20 protein-coding genes are annotated in these 17331 nt (G+C 72.7%); 1 reads left to right on the plus strand and 19 read right to left on the minus strand.

The annotated features are described in order from the left end of the window. Positions 1-113: 113 nt before the first annotated feature. Complete coding sequence (gene tsf / locus ACEY2A_RS05000) at positions 114-962, minus strand: translation elongation factor Ts (protein ID WP_374929765.1); 849 nt, start codon at positions 960-962, stop codon at positions 114-116. Positions 963-1014: 52 nt separating this feature from the next. Further along, positions 1015-1929, minus strand: a complete 915-nt coding sequence (gene rpsB, locus ACEY2A_RS05005; RefSeq protein WP_374929766.1) for a 30S ribosomal protein S2 — start codon at positions 1927-1929, stop codon at positions 1015-1017. Positions 1930-2282: 353 nt separating this feature from the next. Here rpsB and ACEY2A_RS05010 point away from each other — a divergent pair, with 353 nt between their 5' ends. Next, positions 2283-3089 (plus strand): M23 family metallopeptidase, encoded by an 807-nt coding sequence (locus ACEY2A_RS05010; RefSeq protein ID WP_374929767.1) that lies wholly within the window; start codon positions 2283-2285, stop codon positions 3087-3089. Between the two features lie 10 nt (positions 3090-3099). On the opposite strand, the gene ACEY2A_RS05015 is transcribed toward ACEY2A_RS05010, so the two are convergent. The 17 genes from ACEY2A_RS05015 to ACEY2A_RS05095 all read right to left on the minus strand — a co-directional run bounded on the left by ACEY2A_RS05015 (position 3100) and on the right by ACEY2A_RS05095 (position 17329). Then, positions 3100-4050, minus strand: coding sequence for a tyrosine recombinase XerC (locus ACEY2A_RS05015; protein WP_374929768.1), 951 nt, complete (start codon positions 4048-4050; stop codon positions 3100-3102). Positions 4051-4080: 30 nt separating this feature from the next. Continuing rightward, positions 4081-5193, minus strand: a complete 1113-nt coding sequence (gene dprA / locus ACEY2A_RS05020; protein ID WP_374929769.1) for a DNA-processing protein DprA — start codon at positions 5191-5193, stop codon at positions 4081-4083. Continuing rightward, complete coding sequence (locus ACEY2A_RS05025; protein WP_374929770.1) at positions 5190-6716, minus strand: YifB family Mg chelatase-like AAA ATPase; 1527 nt, start codon at positions 6714-6716, stop codon at positions 5190-5192. Before ACEY2A_RS05025 ends, dprA begins: the two co-directional genes overlap by 4 nt. Beyond that, positions 6713-7075 carry a YraN family protein gene (locus ACEY2A_RS05030; RefSeq protein WP_374929771.1) on the minus strand — a complete coding sequence of 121 codons (363 nt, stop codon included), beginning with the start codon at positions 7073-7075 and terminating at the stop codon, positions 6713-6715. The genes ACEY2A_RS05025 and ACEY2A_RS05030 overlap by 4 nt, the downstream gene beginning before the upstream one ends. 141 nt (positions 7076-7216) lie before the next feature. Further along, a complete protein-coding gene (locus ACEY2A_RS05035; protein WP_374929772.1) occupies positions 7217-7522 on the minus strand; it encodes a DUF2469 domain-containing protein in 306 nt (101 codons plus the stop codon). Beyond that, positions 7519-8268 (minus strand): ribonuclease HII, encoded by a 750-nt coding sequence (locus ACEY2A_RS05040; RefSeq protein ID WP_374929773.1) that lies wholly within the window; start codon positions 8266-8268, stop codon positions 7519-7521. Before ACEY2A_RS05040 ends, ACEY2A_RS05035 begins: the two co-directional genes overlap by 4 nt. Continuing rightward, positions 8265-9044 (minus strand): signal peptidase I, encoded by a 780-nt coding sequence (gene lepB, locus ACEY2A_RS05045; RefSeq protein WP_374929774.1) that lies wholly within the window; start codon positions 9042-9044, stop codon positions 8265-8267. The genes ACEY2A_RS05040 and lepB (ACEY2A_RS05045) overlap by 4 nt, the downstream gene beginning before the upstream one ends. After that, positions 9041-9664 carry a signal peptidase I gene (gene lepB, locus ACEY2A_RS05050; RefSeq protein ID WP_374929775.1) on the minus strand — a complete coding sequence of 208 codons (624 nt, stop codon included), beginning with the start codon at positions 9662-9664 and terminating at the stop codon, positions 9041-9043. The genes lepB (ACEY2A_RS05045) and lepB (ACEY2A_RS05050) overlap by 4 nt, the downstream gene beginning before the upstream one ends. 28 nt (positions 9665-9692) lie before the next feature. Further along, the gene (gene rplS, locus ACEY2A_RS05055; protein ID WP_374929776.1) at positions 9693-10055 is read right to left on the minus strand and encodes a 50S ribosomal protein L19; all 363 of its coding nucleotides are present in this window, start codon (positions 10053-10055) and stop codon (positions 9693-9695) included. Positions 10056-10203: 148 nt separating this feature from the next. Then, a complete protein-coding gene (locus ACEY2A_RS05060; protein WP_374929777.1) occupies positions 10204-11700 on the minus strand; it encodes an alanine/glycine:cation symporter family protein in 1497 nt (498 codons plus the stop codon). 57 nt (positions 11701-11757) lie between these two features. Next, positions 11758-12489 carry a tRNA (guanosine(37)-N1)-methyltransferase TrmD gene (gene trmD, locus ACEY2A_RS05065; protein ID WP_374929778.1) on the minus strand — a complete coding sequence of 244 codons (732 nt, stop codon included), beginning with the start codon at positions 12487-12489 and terminating at the stop codon, positions 11758-11760. Further along, entirely contained in the window at positions 12489-13037 is a 549-nt protein-coding gene (gene rimM, locus ACEY2A_RS05070) for a ribosome maturation factor RimM (RefSeq protein WP_374929779.1), read from the minus strand. Before rimM ends, trmD begins: the two co-directional genes overlap by 1 nt. A 104-nt stretch (positions 13038-13141) precedes the next feature. Then, positions 13142-13384 (minus strand): RNA-binding protein, encoded by a 243-nt coding sequence (locus tag ACEY2A_RS05075; RefSeq protein ID WP_374929780.1) that lies wholly within the window; start codon positions 13382-13384, stop codon positions 13142-13144. A gap of 5 nt (positions 13385-13389) precedes the next feature. Then, complete coding sequence (gene rpsP, locus ACEY2A_RS05080) at positions 13390-13929, minus strand: 30S ribosomal protein S16 (protein WP_374929781.1); 540 nt, start codon at positions 13927-13929, stop codon at positions 13390-13392. Between the two features lie 164 nt (positions 13930-14093). Then, the gene (locus ACEY2A_RS05085) at positions 14094-14795 is read right to left on the minus strand and encodes a GNAT family N-acetyltransferase (RefSeq protein WP_374929782.1); all 702 of its coding nucleotides are present in this window, start codon (positions 14793-14795) and stop codon (positions 14094-14096) included. Beyond that, positions 14788-15888, minus strand: coding sequence for an amidohydrolase family protein (locus tag ACEY2A_RS05090; protein ID WP_374929783.1), 1101 nt, complete (start codon positions 15886-15888; stop codon positions 14788-14790). Before ACEY2A_RS05090 ends, ACEY2A_RS05085 begins: the two co-directional genes overlap by 8 nt. A 64-nt stretch (positions 15889-15952) precedes the next feature. Next, on the minus strand, positions 15953-17329 hold the full coding sequence (locus ACEY2A_RS05095; protein WP_374929784.1) for an NAD-dependent succinate-semialdehyde dehydrogenase: 1377 nt from the start codon (positions 17327-17329) through the stop codon (positions 15953-15955). Positions 17330-17331: the final 2 nt, after the last annotated feature.

Raw genomic sequence — 17331 nt, forward strand, 5'->3', positions numbered from 1 at the left:
TGGGGGAAGTTCGTGCGGGGCCGATCGGCCCGGACGATCCTTGCACACCCACCACGCGAACGGGGCACGGCCCACCCGGGTGGGTGGACCGTGCCCCGTCAGGCGCGGTGGGCTCAGCCCTGCAGGTCGGAACCGACCTTGAAGCGGGCGAAGCCGGTGACCTCGGCCCCGGCCTCCTCGGCCACCTTCGCCACGGACTTCTTGGGGTCCTTGGCGAACGGCTGGTCGAGCAGCACGTTGTCCTTGAAGTACGCGTTGACGCGGCCCTCGATGATCTTGGGCATGGCCTGCTCGGGCTTGCCCTCCTCCTTGGCGGTGGCCTCGGCCACCCGACGCTCGTTCTCCACGATCTCGGCGTCGACCTCGTCACGGGTCAGGACGGAGGGAGAGAACGCAGCGGCGTGCATGGCCACGTCGCGGCCGAACTGCTCGTCGGTGCCGGTGGTGGCCACCAGCACGCCGATCTGCGCCGGCAGGTCCGGGGAGGTCTTGTGCAGGTAGGCCACCACCTGGCCGCCCTCGGGGGCGGTCAGGCGAGCCAGGTTGCGCACCTCGATCTTCTCGCCGATCTCGGCGTTCGAGGAGTCCAGCAGCTCCTGCACGGTCTGGCCGTCCAGGGTGGAGGCCAGCAGGGCCTCGGCGCTGTCGACCTGCTGGTCGGCGGCGTGGGCCAGCACCTTGTCGGCCAGGGCGATGAACTTCTCACCCTTGGCGACGAAGTCGGTCTCGCAGTTGATCTCGAGCAGGGTGCCCGCACCGTCGGCGGTCTGGGCGGCGACCAGGCCGTTGGAGGCCGAGCGGCCCTCACGCTTGGTCACACCCTTCAGGCCCTTGATGCGCAGGGCCTCCTTGGCGGCCTCGATGTCGCCGTTCGACTCGTCGAGTGCCTTCTTCACGTCCAGCATGCCGGCGCCGGTCTGCTCGCGCAGGGCCTTGATGTCAGCAGCGGTGTAGTTCGCCATGAACCTGGTTTCTCCTCTGGAGATCGGTGGGTCAGCGGTCAGGTGGGGTGGCTCAGGCCTGGGCCGAGTCGGTGGACTCGCCCTCGGCGGCCGGGGTGCCGGTGGCGCCCTCGGTGGAGGCGTCCGGGGTGTCGGCCTGCTCGGCCGGCGCACCGGCCTCGACGGTGCCCTCGGGGGCAGCGGCGGCCTCGGCGGCGGAGGACTCCTGGGCCTGACCGGCCAGCAGCTCGCGCTCCCACTCGGCCATGGGCTCCTCGGCGGCGGCGTTGCCGCCACCGGAGCGGGCCATCAGGCCCTCGGCAGCGGCGTCGGCGATGATGCGCGTCAGCAGCGACACCGAGCGGATGGCGTCGTCGTTGCCCGGGACCGCGTAGTCGACCTCGTCGGGGTCGCAGTTGGTGTCCAGGATGGCGATGACCGGGATGCGGAGCTTGCGGGCCTCGGTGACGGCCAGGTGCTCCTTCTTGGTGTCCACGACCCACACGGCGGAGGGGGTGCGGGACATGTCGCGGATGCCACCCAGGGTGCGGTCGAGCTTGTCCAGCTCGCGCTTCAGGACCAGCAGCTCCTTCTTCGTGCGGCCGGAGTTGGCCACGTCGTCGAAGTCGATGGTCTCCAGCTCCTTGAGGCGCTCCAGGCGCTTGTGCACGGTCTGGAAGTTGGTGAGCATGCCGCCCAGCCAGCGGTGGTTCACGTAGGGCATCCCCACGCGGGTCGCCTGCTCGGCGATGGTCTCCTGGGCCTGCTTCTTGGTGCCGACGAACAGGACCGAGCCACCGTGGGCCACGGTCTGCTTGACGAACTCGTGGGCCTCGTTCAGGTAGGTCAGCGACTGCTGGAGGTCGATGATGTAGATGCCGTTGCGCTCGGTCATGATGAAGCGCTTCATCTTGGGGTTCCAGCGACGGGTCTGGTGTCCGAAGTGGACGCCGCTCTCGAGGAGCTGGCGCATGGTGACGACGGCCATGCCGAGGTCTCGCTTTCTGATGGGGTGCGGTTGTCTCCTGGCCCGGACGGCGCACCCCACCCCTCCTGCCCGGCGGGCGGTGTGGGGACCACGGGGCGCACGGTCAGTGGTCCGGGCGCGAATTCGTGTGAGGCCTCCTCCGATCCCACCCGTGGGGTTCCGCTGGGGGTTCCACTGGGGATTCCATCGGGGTGTTCACGCAGGACAGTTCACACGTGCGGTCAAGTCTAGCCCACGATGACGCGTGCCGGCAGCCGGGTGCGCTGTGACCAGCCCGGCAGCGCCATCGACCTGTCCACAGCCCCACGGCTCCCCGACCCCACGGCCCGGGGGTGCTGGGCCACCGTCGGCCCATGGCACCCATCCAGAAGTCCACCGGGACCCGAGCCCTCGTCCGCCTGCGCCGCCTCGGCGCCGGAGTGGTGGCCGCCTCCCTCCTGCTCGTCGGCGACCCGACCGGAGCCGTCGGGACGGACCCGTCCCCGCAGGCCGATTCCGCACAGCCCGAGGGTTCCACGGTCCCCACATGGCCCACGGGCTCCACACCCTCTGCGGCGGCGCAGCTGCCCCCGACCGTCTGGCTGCCCTGGCAGCACACGGTGCAGCTGGAGTCGGTCACCCGCCACGCGCCCCACACGTGGGCGCTGGCCACTGCGCTGGGCCAGATCCCGGGAACCGGCGCTGCGCAGCCCCTCGCGACCGGGCCGACCCCGCCCCTGCGCCCCACCTCCAACGCGTTGAACCCGCTGGACTACAAGTGGCCCGTCTGGCCGGTGACGATCCGCAGGGCCTTCAACCCCCCGAAGGAGACCTGGGGCCGTGGACACCGCGGGGTGGACCTGGAGGGCGTCCCCGGGCAGCCGGTCTTCGCGGCCGGGCCGGGTGTCGTCTCCTGGAGCGGCACCATCAACTCTGTGGGCTCGCTCTCGGTGACCCACACCCCACGACTGCGCACCACCTACCTCCCGCTGACCGGGCGGCTGCCCCTGGGCACCCCGGTGATCGCGGGTGTGCCCGTGGGTCTGCTGGCCCCGGGGCACTGTCTCCCGGCCTGCCTGCACTGGGGTGCCAAGGTGTCCGCACGCCGCTATGTCGACCCGACCCTGCTGCCGGACTTCGCCCCGGAGCTCAAGCCGCGAGACGAGCGCCGCCGCCGCTGACAGGTGCTCCTCAGGCCCGGGGGTGCGCCCGGTGGAAGGCCTCCCGCAGCCGCTCCACGGAGACGTGGGTGTAGACCTGTGTGGTGGCGAGGCTCGCGTGGCCCAGCAGCTCCTGCACCGAGCGGATGTCGGCTCCCGCATCGACCATGTGGGTCGCAGCCGAGTGCCGCAGCCCGTGGGGGCCGACGTCGGCGGCTCCCTCCACGCGCTGGGCGGCGCGGTGGACCACACGGCGCACCTCCCGGGGGTCAATGCGCCCGCCCCGCACGCCCAGGAAGGCGGCGTCGGCGCTGCGCGCGGTCTCCAGCACCGGTCGCCCCCGGTCCAGCCAGGCCTGCAGGGCCTCGGTGGCCGGCACCCCGAAGGGAGCGACCCGTTCCTTGCTGCCCTTTCCCCAGACGCGCACCGTGCGCTGTGACAGGTCCAGCGCAGGCCGGTCCAGCCCGACGAGCTCCCCCACCCGGATGCCGGTGGCGTAGAGCAGCTCGAGCATCGCCCGGTCCCGCAGCACGGCGGCGCGGGACACCGGGTCGTCGGCGGGTTCCGCCGTGGCGCCCTCCCCGTCCTGCCGCTCCCGCCCGGCCTCCCCCAGCTCGACCACCTGGGCCGCCTGCTCGGCCCGCAGCACCGCCGGAAGCCGCTTCTCCACACGCGGTGACACCAGACGTGCGGAGGGATCGCGCTTCAGGTGCCCCGTGGCCACCATCCAGCCGAAGAAGGTGCGCTGGGAGGCGGTGCCCCGCGCGAGGGTCGAGCGGGCAAGGCCGGCCGCAGCCCGCCGGGCCGCGAAGGCGCGCAGGTCGCTCAGGGTGACCTCGCGCCACTGCCGGGTCCCCGCCTGCTCCAGGTGCTCGGCGAGCGCCGTCAGGTCGGCGGTGTAGGCACGCACGGTGTGCACCGACCTCCCGCGCTCCAGGCGCAGGCGGTCAGCGAAGCGCTCGACCTCCCGCAGCAGACCCATGGGGGCGAGTCCACCACACGACGGGGCCCGTCACCGAGAGCGCACCCACCCGGCCCCGGTGCGCTCGGCCTGCCCGGCGAGGCCCAGCATCCCCAGCGCGAGCTCGGCCTCCCCCAGGGAGCGTCCGCCGGCGCGGGCCACGACGGTCGCCGTGCTGGGCCGTGGACCCAGGACGTCCCAGCACCACCGCAGGTCCGGCTCCACCGCGTCGCGGGCCGTGCTGGCGCCCTGCCGCTGGGGTGCGAGGTGGGAGCCCACCGGGGAGAGGTCCTCCACCGCCTCCTCAGGGGTGGTGACCAGGGTGGCCACGCCATCACGCACGATCTGGTGGGTGCCGATCGAGCGGTCGGAGGTGACCGGTCCGGGGACGGCCGCCACCGGGCGGGAGCACAGGTCGGCCCAACGGGCCGTGGACAACGAGCCCGAGCGCATACCCGCCTCCACCACGAGCGTGCCCGTGGAGAAGGCCGCGATGAGCCGGTTGCGGGTGAGGAAGCGCCCCCGGTGCGGCGCGCAGCCCGGCGCCGACTCGCTCACCACGGCCCCCGTGCCGGCCACCTCGGTCAGCAGGTCGGCGTTGCTGGCCGGGTACAGGCGGTCCACGCCCCCGGCCAGGAAGGCCACCGTCGTGCCCCCGGCGGCGAGCGCCCCCCGGTGCGCCGCCGCATCGATGCCGAAGGCCCCGCCGGAGACCACGGTGACCCCCAGTCCGGCCATGGCGTGCGACCATTCCCCCGCCACCGAGATGCCGTACCCCGTGGCCGAGCGCGCCCCCACCACCGCCACCGATGAGGCCAGCGCCTCCCGGAGGTTGACCGGGCCCCGCACCCACAGGCACACCGGAGGGTGCTCCAACCGGTCGGCACCCTCGGGCCACTCGTCGTCCCCGGGCACCACCACCCGGATGCCCAGGCGCCGGGCCCGTTCCTCCTCCGTGGCCGGGCACCAGGAGGACCACCGCGGGGCGAACCGGCCACCGCCGACCGAGGGGTCCTCCGCGATCCGGTCCAACGCCCCCTGCGGCCCCAGATCGGCGATCAGCCCGCTGGCCACCTTGTCGGTCGGTTCGGCCAGCCGGCTCCAGGCCGCCCGCGCCAGGCGTTCGGGCGACCACGTCGCCGGGGTGTCTGCTGACGTGCTCATGCTTCCTCCACTCCGCGCAGACACAGGGCCCGCGACACGTGCTCGGTCGACACCTCGTGGCTGTCGGCCAGGTCTGCCAGCGTCCGGGCGACGCGCAGGATGCGGTCGACGGCCCGGGTGCTCAGCACACCCGCCGCGTGCTGGCTGCGGAGCCGGCCCAGCGCCTCCTCGCCCACCGCGTGAGGGCCCCGGCGCAGGACCGCCCCGGGAACGTGGGCGTTGAGGGACCAGGCGCACCCACGCCATCGCTCCGCCTGCCGCTGCCGGGCAGCGGCCACCCGCTCTGCCACCGCGGCCGAGCCCTCGGGCTGGACGTCACCGGCGCCCCACGGGGTGCCGGGATCCATCTCCACCTGCAGGTCGATGCGGTCGCGCACCGGGCCGGACAGCCGCTTGCCATAGGTGCGGCGCGCCTGGGGCGTGCACTCGCACACCGGCGAGCCGGGGGCTCGACGCCCACCCCGCCCGCAGGGACAGGGGTTGGCGGCCAGCACCAGCTGGAACCTGGCCGGGAGCTCCACCGCGCCCTCCGAGCGCAGCAGCACCACCCGCCCCTCCTCGAGCGGCTGCCGCAGTCCCTCCAGGACGTCGCGGCGCAGCTCCGGTGCCTCATCAAGGAAGAGCACACCGTGCGTGGCCCGCGAGATGGCCCCCGGCCGGGGGCGACCTCCACCACCGCCCAGGATGGCGCTGGCCGTGGAGGCGTGGTGCGGCGCCACGAAGGGCCGGACCCGGGAGATGCCCACCAGCTCGGCCTCCATCACCGAGGCGATGGCCGCGACCTCCAGCGCCTCGTCCTCGTCCAGCGGGGGCAGGATGCCCGGCAGGCGGGCCGCGAGCATGGTCTTGCCCGTGCCCGGCGCCCCGTGCAGCAGCAGGTGGTGTGACCCGGCCGCAGCCACCTCCAGGGCCCGCTTGGCCTCCTCCTGCCCGAGGACCTCCGAGAGGCAGGGCGCCTCGTCCGCACCGGGTGGCTCCAGCGCCGGTGGTTCGCACCCCATCGGACGGCCATGGGTCACGTAGTCGTCCACCAGGGCGGCCAGGTGCTGGACGGGCACGACCTCGATACCGGGCACCTGCGACGCGATGGCCCAGGACGCCGCCGGCACCACCACCCGCGCCACCCCCGCGGCGCGGGCCGCGATGACGGCCGGCAGCACACCGGGAACCGCCCGGACCTCCCCGTCCAGGCCGAGCTCCCCGATGTGCGCGACCCGCGAGACCGGTTCGGCAGGCACGCTGCCCGCCGCCGCCAGGATGGCCAGGGTGATGCCCAGGTCGTAGCCCGTTCCGCGCTTGCGCAGGTCCGCCGGGGAGAGGTTCACCACCACCTTGCGGCTGGGCAGCTGCAGACCCGCGTTGGCCGTGGCGGCCCGGATGCGGTCCGGCGCCTGGGCACACGCGGCGTCCGGGAGTCCTCCCACCGTGAAGGTCGGCAGGCCCGCCCCCACGTCCGCCTCCACCTGGACCATCCGCCCCGTGATGCCCACGAGGCCCACCGCCCAGGTGCGCCCGAGGGTCACGACAGTGCCCCGGGGACGTGCTGCACGGTGGCCGGCCCCCGCCGTGGTGCCAGGACCCCCACCACGTCGATGCGGATCTCCGCCCAGCTGCCGGGGTGCTCCTGCAACCAGGCCGCCGTCAACCGACGCAGACGACGACGCTGGGCCAGGGTCACCATCTCGATGGGCGCGCCGAAGGCCACCGTGGAGCGCGTCTTGACCTCGCACACCACGAGGCGTGGGCCCAGTGCCACCACCAGGTCGATCTCTCCGAGGCGGTGGCGCCAGTTGCGGTCGAGCACACGCGCACCGCGCTCCTGCCACCACCGGGCGGCGATGTCCTCCCCGCGCCGCCCCAGGGTCGTCCGTTCACGAGTCATGCGCCCACCGTGACCGAGCGGCCACGTGCCGCGTGGGGGTCTGGCGGCGCCCCTGTGGGTGAGCGCCCGGGGCTCGAGGGCTCGGCCCAGGCGGGGCTCAGCCCGGCTCACCCCGAGACCCGGTGCCGGCTCAGGCGCAGGTCACTCCGGGACCTCGAGATCGGTCTTCGCCAGCTCCTCGACGTTCACGTCCTTGTAGGTCATCACGCGCACCCGGGAGACGAAGCGCGCCGGGCGGTAGATGTCCCACACCCAGGCGTCGGTCAGGTGCACGTCGAACCAGGTGTCCCCCGGCTCCCCCATCACCCGGACGTCCACGTCGTTGGCCAGGTAGAAGCGGCGGTCGGTCTCCACGACGTAGGCGAACAGGTTCACCACGTCGCGGTACTCCTTGTACAGCGCGAGCTCCGCCTCGGTCTCGAAGCGGTCCAGGTCCTCCTCGCTCATGACACCTCCCGGTGGCGCTCGTCCCACGGCTCGGACACCGTGGTGGTGGTCCCCCCATCCTGCACCCCCAGCCGCCAGGAACGGCGGTGGTGCACGCTCGGGCCCAGGCTCCCCAGGGCCGCACGGTGGTCGGAGGCCGCATAGCCCTTGTTGCGTTCCCACCCGTAGGCGACGCACCCCGGCGCCCCGGCCAGCTCGGCCATGATGCCGTCGCGTTCCACCTTGGCCAGCACGCTCGCAGCAGCCACCGAGGAGCACGTGCGGTCGGCCTTCGTGCGGGTGACCACCGGCGGCGTGCTCACACCCCCCACCGCGAAGAGCCCACTCTGCAGCGGGTCGGTGAGCCAGTCGTGGTTCCCGTCCAGCAGCACCACGTCCACCTCCACCCCCGTGGCCGCCAGGGCGCGGCGCCCGGCGAGTCGCAGGGCGGCCATGATGCCGTGGGCGTCGATCTCCTCGGGCCCGGCGTGCCCCACGCCGCGGGCCACACCCCATCGGGCCAGGCGCGGGACGAGCTGCTCCCGGCGGGCGGGCGTGAGGTCCTTGGAGTCGCGCACCCCCATCGGGGCGGTGCCGACGGCGGTGTCGACCACCACCACACCCACGCTCACCGGCCCCGCCAGGGCGCCCCGGCCCACCTCGTCCATGCCGGCCACCAGGGTGGCCCCGCCACGCAGCAGCTCGCGCTCGGTCCGCAGAGTGGGGACGACCACCCCGCCGGCACGCCCCGGGGTGCGCCGGCTCACGGGGAGGCAGGCACCGCGTCGAAGGCGTCGGACCCGGAGAGCGTGCCGGCGTTCTGGAACGGCCAGATCACCAGGAAGGCGCTGCCGGTGACGCGGTCCATGGGGACGGTGCCGTTGAAGCGGGAGTCCCCCGAGTTGGAACGGTGGTCGCCCATGACCCACACGTGGTCCGCCGGCACGTCCTCGTCGAACTCCACCAGGCTCGGCGGGTTGCCCGGGTAGACATAGGGCTCGTCGACGGCGGTGCCGTTGACGGAGACCCGCCCCTGGGCGTCGCAGCACTCGACGTGGTCGCCGGGCATGCCGATGACGCGCTTGATGAGGTACTCGTCGCCGTCGCCCGGCAGCACACCGACGAACTGGCCCGCCCGGTAGAGCGCGCTCTTCTCGTGCGTGGACTCCCCCAGCCACTGGCCGGGGTCCTGGAAGACGACGATGTCGCCGCGCTCGATGTCGAAGGGTGTCGGCGACAGCTTGCTCACCAGCAGCCGGTCACCCTCCTCGAGGGTGTTCTCCATGGATCCCGAGGGGATGAAGAAGGCCTGCACCAGGAAGGTCTTGATGAGGAAGGCGAAGAAGAGTGCGAGGGCGGCCACCACGACCGTCTCCTTGAGGGCGCTCCACCACCCGCCCCGCTTCTTCGGCTCGTCCCCCTTCTCGCCCGGGGTGTCCTGGGCGGCGAGGGAGCTGGCTCCCCCACCTGCCCCCTGCGTGCGGGGGGCTGCGGAGCCGTCCTCGTGGGGATCAGGCGACATCGGCTGGTTCTCCTGGGTCACGGGGCCCACCGTACGCGGGCCACCACCTCGTCGGAGCGCACCACACCCCCGCCGGGAGCGGAGAGGTGGGTGCGCGAGTCGTTCGATTCTGCCGCATTGTCCCCGACGACCCACCACTCGTCCTCACCCAGCCGCTCCTCGAAGCGCTGGTCGAGTCCCTCCCCACCCGGGCCCCGGGCAGGAACGGGATCGCCGTTGCGGGTCATGGCGCCGTCGGTGCAGCACGCGATGTGGTCCCCCGGCCCGGCCACCACGCGCTTCACCACGCGGACGGTCTGGCCCTCGGGGCCGGTGTCCCCCCAGGCGGCGGTGGCGTCCACCACCACGACGTCGCCCACCTCCACGGCACCGTCGGTGGGACCCGCCAGGCCGCCGACCAGCGTGGCGACCACCAGGTCTCCCTCGGCGTGGGTCGGCTCCATGGACGGCCCGTGGACCCGGTAGGTGCGCACGGTGGCGGCCAGGGCGATGGCCAGCGCGAGGGCGCAGGCCAGCAGAATCCACCCGATGCGGCGCAGGCTGCGCAGGCCGGCCGGCCGCTTTCGGGACCGGGCCGGGACACGCGCGAGCCGCCCTCGTCGCGAGGACGAGGACGGCTCGGGCAGGGTGCGTTGACGCATGGTCCGACGGCCCGGGGGGCCGGAGGTGTCAGGCCTTCGCGTCGGTGTTGTCGCGCTTCTCGCGGATGCGGGCAGCCTTGCCGCGCAGGTCGCGCAGGTAGTACAGCTTGGCGCGACGGACGTCACCGCGGGTGAGCACCTCGACCTTCTCCACCACCGGGGAGTGCACCGGGAAGGTGCGCTCGACGCCGATGCCGAAGCTCACCTTGCGCACGGTGTAGGTCTCGCCCACGCCGTGGCCGTGGCGGCGGATCACGATGCCCTTGAAGACCTGGGTACGAGTGCGGTTGCCCTCGATGACCTTCACGTGGACGTTGATGGTGTCACCGGCGCGGAAGTCCGGGACATCGTCGCGGAGGCTGGCTGCGTCGACGAAGTCGAGCTTGTGCATGTGCGTGTCGCTTTCCGTGGCGTGCGCGCAGGTCACGCTCACTGGTCACCACGGCGGGCCGTGGATCGTCAGAAGGGGTGCGGCCGACCATGCTGCCCGGAGCTTCACCCCCCTGCGGCAGGGGCCTCCCGGGCTGATCGACAGCGCGTCAGTCTGCCACAGACTCGCGCGCCGGGGCCAATCCGTGCTGACGGCGGTACTCCACCGCATCGGCGTGGTCCATCGCGTCCTCCGGCTCCCAGGCCGTGACGCCCTTCCAGCTGCTCGGCATCCGGTCGGAGGTGAAGGCCGGCGCCTTCCCCTCGCGCCGCTGGGCGCGGTAGTCCTTGAGCAGCCAGGAGGCCTTGGGCACGAGCACCAGCAGCGAACCGATGGTCAGCAGGGCCAGCAGCGGGAAGAGCACGTCCGCCAGGGCCCACAGGGTGGTGGGCTCGATGATGCAGCCGGCGAAGGTGAGGCACACGAACACCACCTTGAACACGGTGTGCACGGTGGTGTTGCGGGTGAGGTAGTGGATGTTCGACTCACCGTAGAAGTAGTCGGCGAGCACCGAGGTGAAGGCCAGGGTGAACAGCATCACCGCCAGGGCGATGCCGCCCCACGAGCCGACGGCGTTCACGATGCTCTGGTTGGCGAGCTCCACACCAGCCTCCGCACCACCGAGGTTCGGGTTGGCCGACAGCACGATGAAGGCGGTGATGGTGCAGACCACGAGCGTGTCGAGGTAGACGCCGAGAGTCTGTGCGAACCCCTGCTTGACCGGGTGCGAGATGGAGGCCGATGCGGCGGCGTGGCCGGAGAGGCCCATGCCCGCCTCGTTGGAGAACATGGCGCGCCGCACGCCCTGCATCACCATGGTGCCGAAGGCGCCGGCGGTGATCTCGCGGAAGCCCAGCGCCTGGCCGAAGATCTGCATGAAGACCTCCGGGATCTGCTCGACGTTGGCCACCACGATCGCCAGGCCCAGCAGCACGTACGCCGCAGCCATGAACGGCACCAGGGCCTCGGCGACCCGGCCGATGCGGCGCACGCCACCGAGGACCACCGCGGCGGTCAGCGCGGTGACCACGAAGGCCGTGAGCCACTTGACCCAGGTGATCTCGTCACCCGTGGCCTGCACGACGGCGACCGTGATGGTGTTCGCCTGCAGCATGTTGAACGAGATTCCCGCGCAGATCAGCACCATCACGGCGAAGATGACGCCCCCGATGCGGGAGCGCAGCGCCTTCTCGTAGACCACCGCACCACCACCGCGGTAGGAGTCGCCGTCACGCACCTTGTAGAGCTGGGCGACGGTCGACTCCACGAAGGCTGTGGCCCCGCCGACCAGGGCGATGACCCACATCCAGAAGACGGCACCTGCGCCACCCATGGCGACGGCGGTGGAGACACCCGCGATGTTGGCGGTGCCGATGCGGCCCGCCGCCGAGATGGAGAAGGCCGCCAGGGTGGAGACACTGCGGTCCTCGCCCTGCGCGTCCTTCAGCGGCGGGTCCAACAGGGTCCGGAACATCTCCGGGAGCATCGTGACCTGCACGGCGCGCGTCATCACCGTGAAGACGAGGCCGGCGATCAGCACGATCGGGATCATGGGGAGCCAGATGGCCTCCCCTGCGTCGGCGAGGAAACTGTTCAGGGCATCCATGGGGTCCTCACCCGGGCAGGGACAGCTCTCCCCCCGCGGGTTCGTCGAGTGTGTGGGTCAGGCGAGCATGTCAGGCCGTCGCGCCCGTGTCCGCTCGACGCGCTGGTCGTGGCGCCACTCGGCGATGCGGCGATGGTTCCCCGAGAGCAGGACCGGGGGCACCTCGTGCCCCCGCCAGCTGGCGGGCTTGGTGTAGACGGGGTACTCCAGCAGGCCGTCCTCGTGGGACTCCTCCACCAGGGACTCCGCATTGCCGATGACCCCGGGCAGCAGCCGCGCCACGGCCTCGGTCATGGCCAGCACGGCCACCTCCCCGCCATTGAGCACGTAGTCGCCGAGCGACAGGATGCGCAGCTCCAGCCGCTGGGCGTATTCGACCACCACGCGCTCGTCGATGCCCTCGTAGCGACCACAGGCGAAGACCAGCCAATCCCGCTCGGCGAGCTCCCGGGCCGTGGACTGGGTGAAGCGGTCACCCCCGGGGCCGGGCACCACCAGCGTGGGCGTGCGGTCCGGCGCGCTGGCGAGCACGTGGTCCAACGCCTCGCCCCAGGGCTCGGGGCGCATCACCATGCCGGCACCGCCGCCGTACGGGGTGCCGTCCACGGTGCGGTGGCGGTCGTGCGTGAAGTCGCGCAGGTCGTGGGTGCGGACCTCCAGCAGCCCGTCGCGCTGCGCCTTCCCGATGAGGGAGAGCTCCAGCGGGGCCAGGTACTCCGGGAAGATCGAGATGACGTCGATCCGCAGGGCGGGGCGGGGGCGCAGGGGCCCGGACGAGGTGGCAGGCATCAGTCCAGCGGCTCCAGCAGTCCGGCCGGGGCGGTCACGGTGACGCGCCCGGCATCGAGGTCGACCTGCGGCACGAGCTCCTCCACGAAGGGCACCAGCACGTCGTGCCCGGCGGTGGTGGTGAGCTCCAGCAGGTCCTGGGCAGGCCGCAGGTGCAGGTCCTTGACCGTGCCCAGCGGCTCCCCCTGGCCGTCCACGACCTGCAGTCCTCGCAGGTCCTCGGGGTAGAAGCCCTCGGGGTCGTCGTCGGTGTCCACCGGGGCCACCAGCACCACCCCGCGCAGGGCCTCGGCGCCACTGCGGTCGGTGACCTGCTCGAAGCCCAGCAGCGTGATGCCCTGGTGCACCCGCCGACTGGCCACGGTCAGCGGACCCTCCTCGGCGGGCACCGTCTGCACCGCCGTGCCCACCGCGAAGCGGACCTCGGGCTCGTCGGTGTGCAGCTGCACGGTCACCTCACCCTTCAGCGCATGGGGCTTGCCGATGCGGGCCAGCCGCACCATCCCCTCGGGGATCGTGCCGCGCTCGCGGTTGCTGTGCTGGGCCATGGGTTCCTCAGGGCTCCTGGATGGTGGGTCGACCTCACGCGCGTGGCCCGGTACCGATCCGGTACCGGGCCACGTTCACGTCGTGCTGGGGTGTGCGGGGGCGCTCAGGAACGGTCGGTGTCGACGATGTCGACCCGCACCTGGCGGCCGTCCCCCGCGAGCGCCTGGACCACCGTGCGCAGGGCACGCGCGGTCCGACCGCTGCGACCGATCACTCGCCCCAGGTCGGCGGGATGCACCCGCACCTGGAGGGTCTCGCCACGCCGGCCCTCGACGGACGACACGTGGACGTCCTCGTCGTGGTCGACGATGCCGCGGACCAGGTGGTCGAGCGCCTCGGTCAGCACCGGCCTCAGCCCTCCTGGGTGGAGGGGGTGTTCTCGGCGGCCTCGGCCTTGGCGTCCTCGGCGGCGGCCTCGGACTCGGCCTCAGCGGCCTTCGGGGCCTCGTCGGCCTTGTCCGCGGTGGTCTCGGTGGTGGGCTCGGCCTGCTCGGCCGCCTCGTCCGCCTTGGACTTCTTCTTCTTGGCGGTCGGCGCCTCGGCCGGCGCGTTCTCCGCGTCCTTCAGGGCCTGCTCGAAGAGCTCCTGCTTGGACGGCTTGGCCTCGGCGGTCTTCACGGAGGAGGAACCGGCCTCGCCCTTGAAGGTCGCCCAGTCACCGGTGATCTTCAGCAGGGCGGCGACCTGCTCGGTCGGCTGCGCACCGACGCCGAGCCAGTACTGCGCGCGCTCGGAGTTGATCTCGATGCGCGAGGGCTCCTCGGTCGGGTGGTACAGACCGATCTCCTCGATGGCGCGGCCATCGCGCTTCTGGCGCGAGTCCATGACGACGACGCGGTAGAACGGTGCACGGATCTTGCCCATGCGCTTCAGTCGGATCTTGACTGCCACGTGAGTGGAACTCCTGTTTCGTATCGGGTGGGATCCGGGGGTCATCCGGTGGGGTCACGGTGACGCCCGACGCCCGGGACTTGCGATGCGTCGGTGAGAGGGTCCGGCGCACAGCGAGTACCGGCCAATGATGCCAGACGACCGTGCGGGCTCCGAATCGGGGGTCAGCCGCGGCCCCACTCCTCCCGGGTGAGGCCGTGGAGCACGTGGTCGCACCACTGCTCGCAACCGTCCGGCCCGGGCACGAACAGCATCCGCTCGACGTACCCCTCCCGCCGGAAGCCCACCTTCTCCAGCACCGCCAGGCTGGCTCCGTTGTGCGGCTGCACGTTCGCCTCCACCCGGTGCAGGCCGAACCCGCCGGTGGGACCACCGTCAGCCCCCGGGTCCGGGGCCACTGGGAGGAGGGCCAGGTCGACCACCAGGCGCAGCGCCCGGGTGAACCACCCGGTGCCCGCCCAGGGATCCAGCGCGTCGTACCCCAGGGCCGCGCTCTGGAAACGCCCCCGCACGATGTTGTTCACGTTCACCCGCGCCACCACCGGGTGCAGCGGGGAGCCGTCCGGGGCGCACCCGGGGCGAGCCTCACCCCATCGGCCCTGCTGGGTGAGGTCGGCGGCGGCCGCCGCGGGGTCCTGCAGGCGCACCAGCACCGTGCGCTGGGACTCCGACTGGGCAGCCAGGCGCGCGCGGAAGTCGCCGGGGTCCACCGGGTTGAAGCGCGAGATGCGCTCGGCCGACAGCCGCACGGCCGTGGCGTACTCCTCCTCGTCGCCGGGCACCAGCGTGCTGGCCACCAGGCCGTCGGCCCTCCGCACCAGCTGGTGGGCCGGGGTGTGGGAGGGCAGCTGCGGGGCCTCAGCCACCGTGGCGCGCGCCGCGCAGGAGCACGTGGCGCGGGTCCGCCAGCACCCGCACGTCCTGCCGCGGGTCGTCGGCGTAGACCACCACGTCGGCGCTCGCGCCCTCCACGAGCCCCTCGTGCCCCAGCCACTCCCGGGCCTCCCAGGTGGCTGCACCGATGGCCTCGGTGGCGCTCATCCCCACCGACATCAGGGCCTCGACCTCGCGGGCGATGAGGCCGTGCGGGAGCTGACCTCCCGCATCGGTGCCGGCGTAGATGCGCACGCCCGCCTCGCGCGCCAGGGCGACCGTCTCGAAGCGTCGCTCGAACATGTCGCGCATGTGCGCGGCGTAGGCGGGGAACTTGGCCTCGCCCGCCGCGGCGAAGGCCGGGAAGTTCTCGATGTTGATGAGCGTGGGCACGATGGCGATGTCCTGCGCGGCGAAGATCTCCACCGACTCCGGCGTCAGACCGGTCGCGTGCTCGATGCAGTCGGTGCCGGCGGCGGCGAAGTCGAACAGGGACTGCTCGTCGAAGCAGTGCGCGGTCACCCGGGCGCCCTCCTCGTGGGCGGCGGCGATGGCCTCGGTGAGCACGTCCACCGGCCACAGCGGGCGCAGGTCCCCCGCATCGCGGTCGATCCAGTCGCCCACCAGCTTCACCCAGCCGTCGCCGGCGCGGGCCTCACGGCGCACGTACTCCACCAGCTGGTCGGGCTCGATCTCGTGGGCGAAGTTCCGGATGTAGCGCTTGGGGCGGGCGATGTGGCGACCCGCCCGGATGAGCCGCGGCAGGTCCTCCCGCTCCTGCATCCAGGAGGTGTCCACCGGGGACCCCGCGTCGCGCAGCAGCAGCGCACCGGCCTCCCGCTCGGAGACGGCGTGCTCCTCCGCGCGCTCGGGGGGCACTCCCCCCTCGGCCTCCAGACCCACGTGGCAGTGCGCGTCCACCAGGCCCGGCAGCACATAGCCCTCCAGGCGCTCGGTGGCCAGAGAGGCCGGCGGGGCCTCGAAGGTGAGGCGGCCGTCCACCACCCACGCCTCGGAGCGGACCTCCTCGGGCCCGGTGATGACCTGGCCCGTGAGGTGCCAGACCGGCTGCTGTGCGGTGCTCATGCCACCACCGTAGACGGCCCCCGCCCGATGGGGGCGGAGGCCGTCACGGGCCCGTGGTGCGAGGTCACGCGGTGGACGGGCCCACCCACACCTGCTGCGCGTTCACGAACTCCTTGATGCCGTGCGGGCCCAGCTCACGCCCGTAACCGGAGCGCTTGATGCCTCCCGAGGGCAGGCGAGGGTCGGTCTTGACGATGCCGTTGACGCTCACCTGGCCGGCCTCGATGCGGCGGGCCATCGCCGTGCCGCGCCCGGTCTCGGTCCAGAGCGCCGCGCCCAGCCCATAGGGGGTGTCGTTGGCCAGGGCGATCGCGGCCTCGGCGTCGTCGACGGCGACCACCGCGGCGACCGGACCGAAGGTCTCCTCGGTGCACACCGTCATCGAGTCGTCCACGTCCGTCAGCAGGGTGACCGGGTAGAAGAACCCGTCGCCCTGCGGCAGCTCCCCGCCCAGCACGCAGGTGGCGCCCGCATCGATGCTGGCGCGGACCTGTCGGTGCAGGTTCTCGCGGAGGTCCTCCCGGGCGATGGGGCCCACCTGCGTGGACTCCTGGGAGGGATCACCCACCACCAGGGCTGCCAGCTGCTCGGTGAGCAGGGTCACGAACTCGTCGTGCACCGCACGCTCCACGATGATCCGCTTGGCCGCGATGCAGGACTGGCCGGCGTTGATGATGCGCGACAGGGCCGCCACCTCCGCCGCCTTCTCAAGGTCCGCATCGGCCAGGACGACGAACGGGTCCGACCCACCGAGCTCCAGCACGGCAGGCTTGATCTCGCTGGCCGCCACGGCCGCGACGGTGGCCCCGGCCCGGTCGGAGCCCGTGAAGGAGACCGCGCGGATGCGGGGGTCACGGATGGCGGCCTCGACGTTCTCGGTGGTGGTCTGCAACGCCTGGAACACGCCCTCGGGCGCACCGGCGGCGCGGAAGACCTCCTCCAGCGCTGCCGCGCAGGCCGGCACGTGCGGGTCGTGCTTCATCACCGCGGTGTTGCCCGCCATCAGGGCCGGGGCCGAGAAGCGCAGCGCCAGCCAGAAGGGGGCGTTCCAGGGCAGGATCCCGAGCACCGGGCCCAGCGGCAGGTACTGCACCCAGGACTCCGTGGCGTCCGAGGCGATGTGCTCGTCAGCCAGGTACTGATCGGCGTGCTGGGCGTAGTGCTCGGCGCACCACGCCGCCTTCTCCACCTCACCGCGGGCCTCGCTGAGGGGCTTGCCCATCTCGCGGGTCATCAGCGGCGCCAGCTCCTCGGAGCGCTCACGCAGCACACGGGCCACGGCGCGCAGCACCTCGGCCCGCTCGGCAAAGGTGCGTTCCCGCCAGGCGGGGTAGGCCTCCTCGGCGCGCGCGAGGAGGGCGCTCACCTCATCAGGACTGGCGGCGGGGACCTCGGTGGTGAGGCGTCCGGTGGTCGGATCGATGGCCTGCAGGGTGCTCATGC

This window comes from Kytococcus sedentarius (assembly GCF_041937525.1).
Classification (GTDB): domain Bacteria; phylum Actinomycetota; class Actinomycetes; order Actinomycetales; family Dermatophilaceae; genus Kytococcus; species Kytococcus sedentarius_A.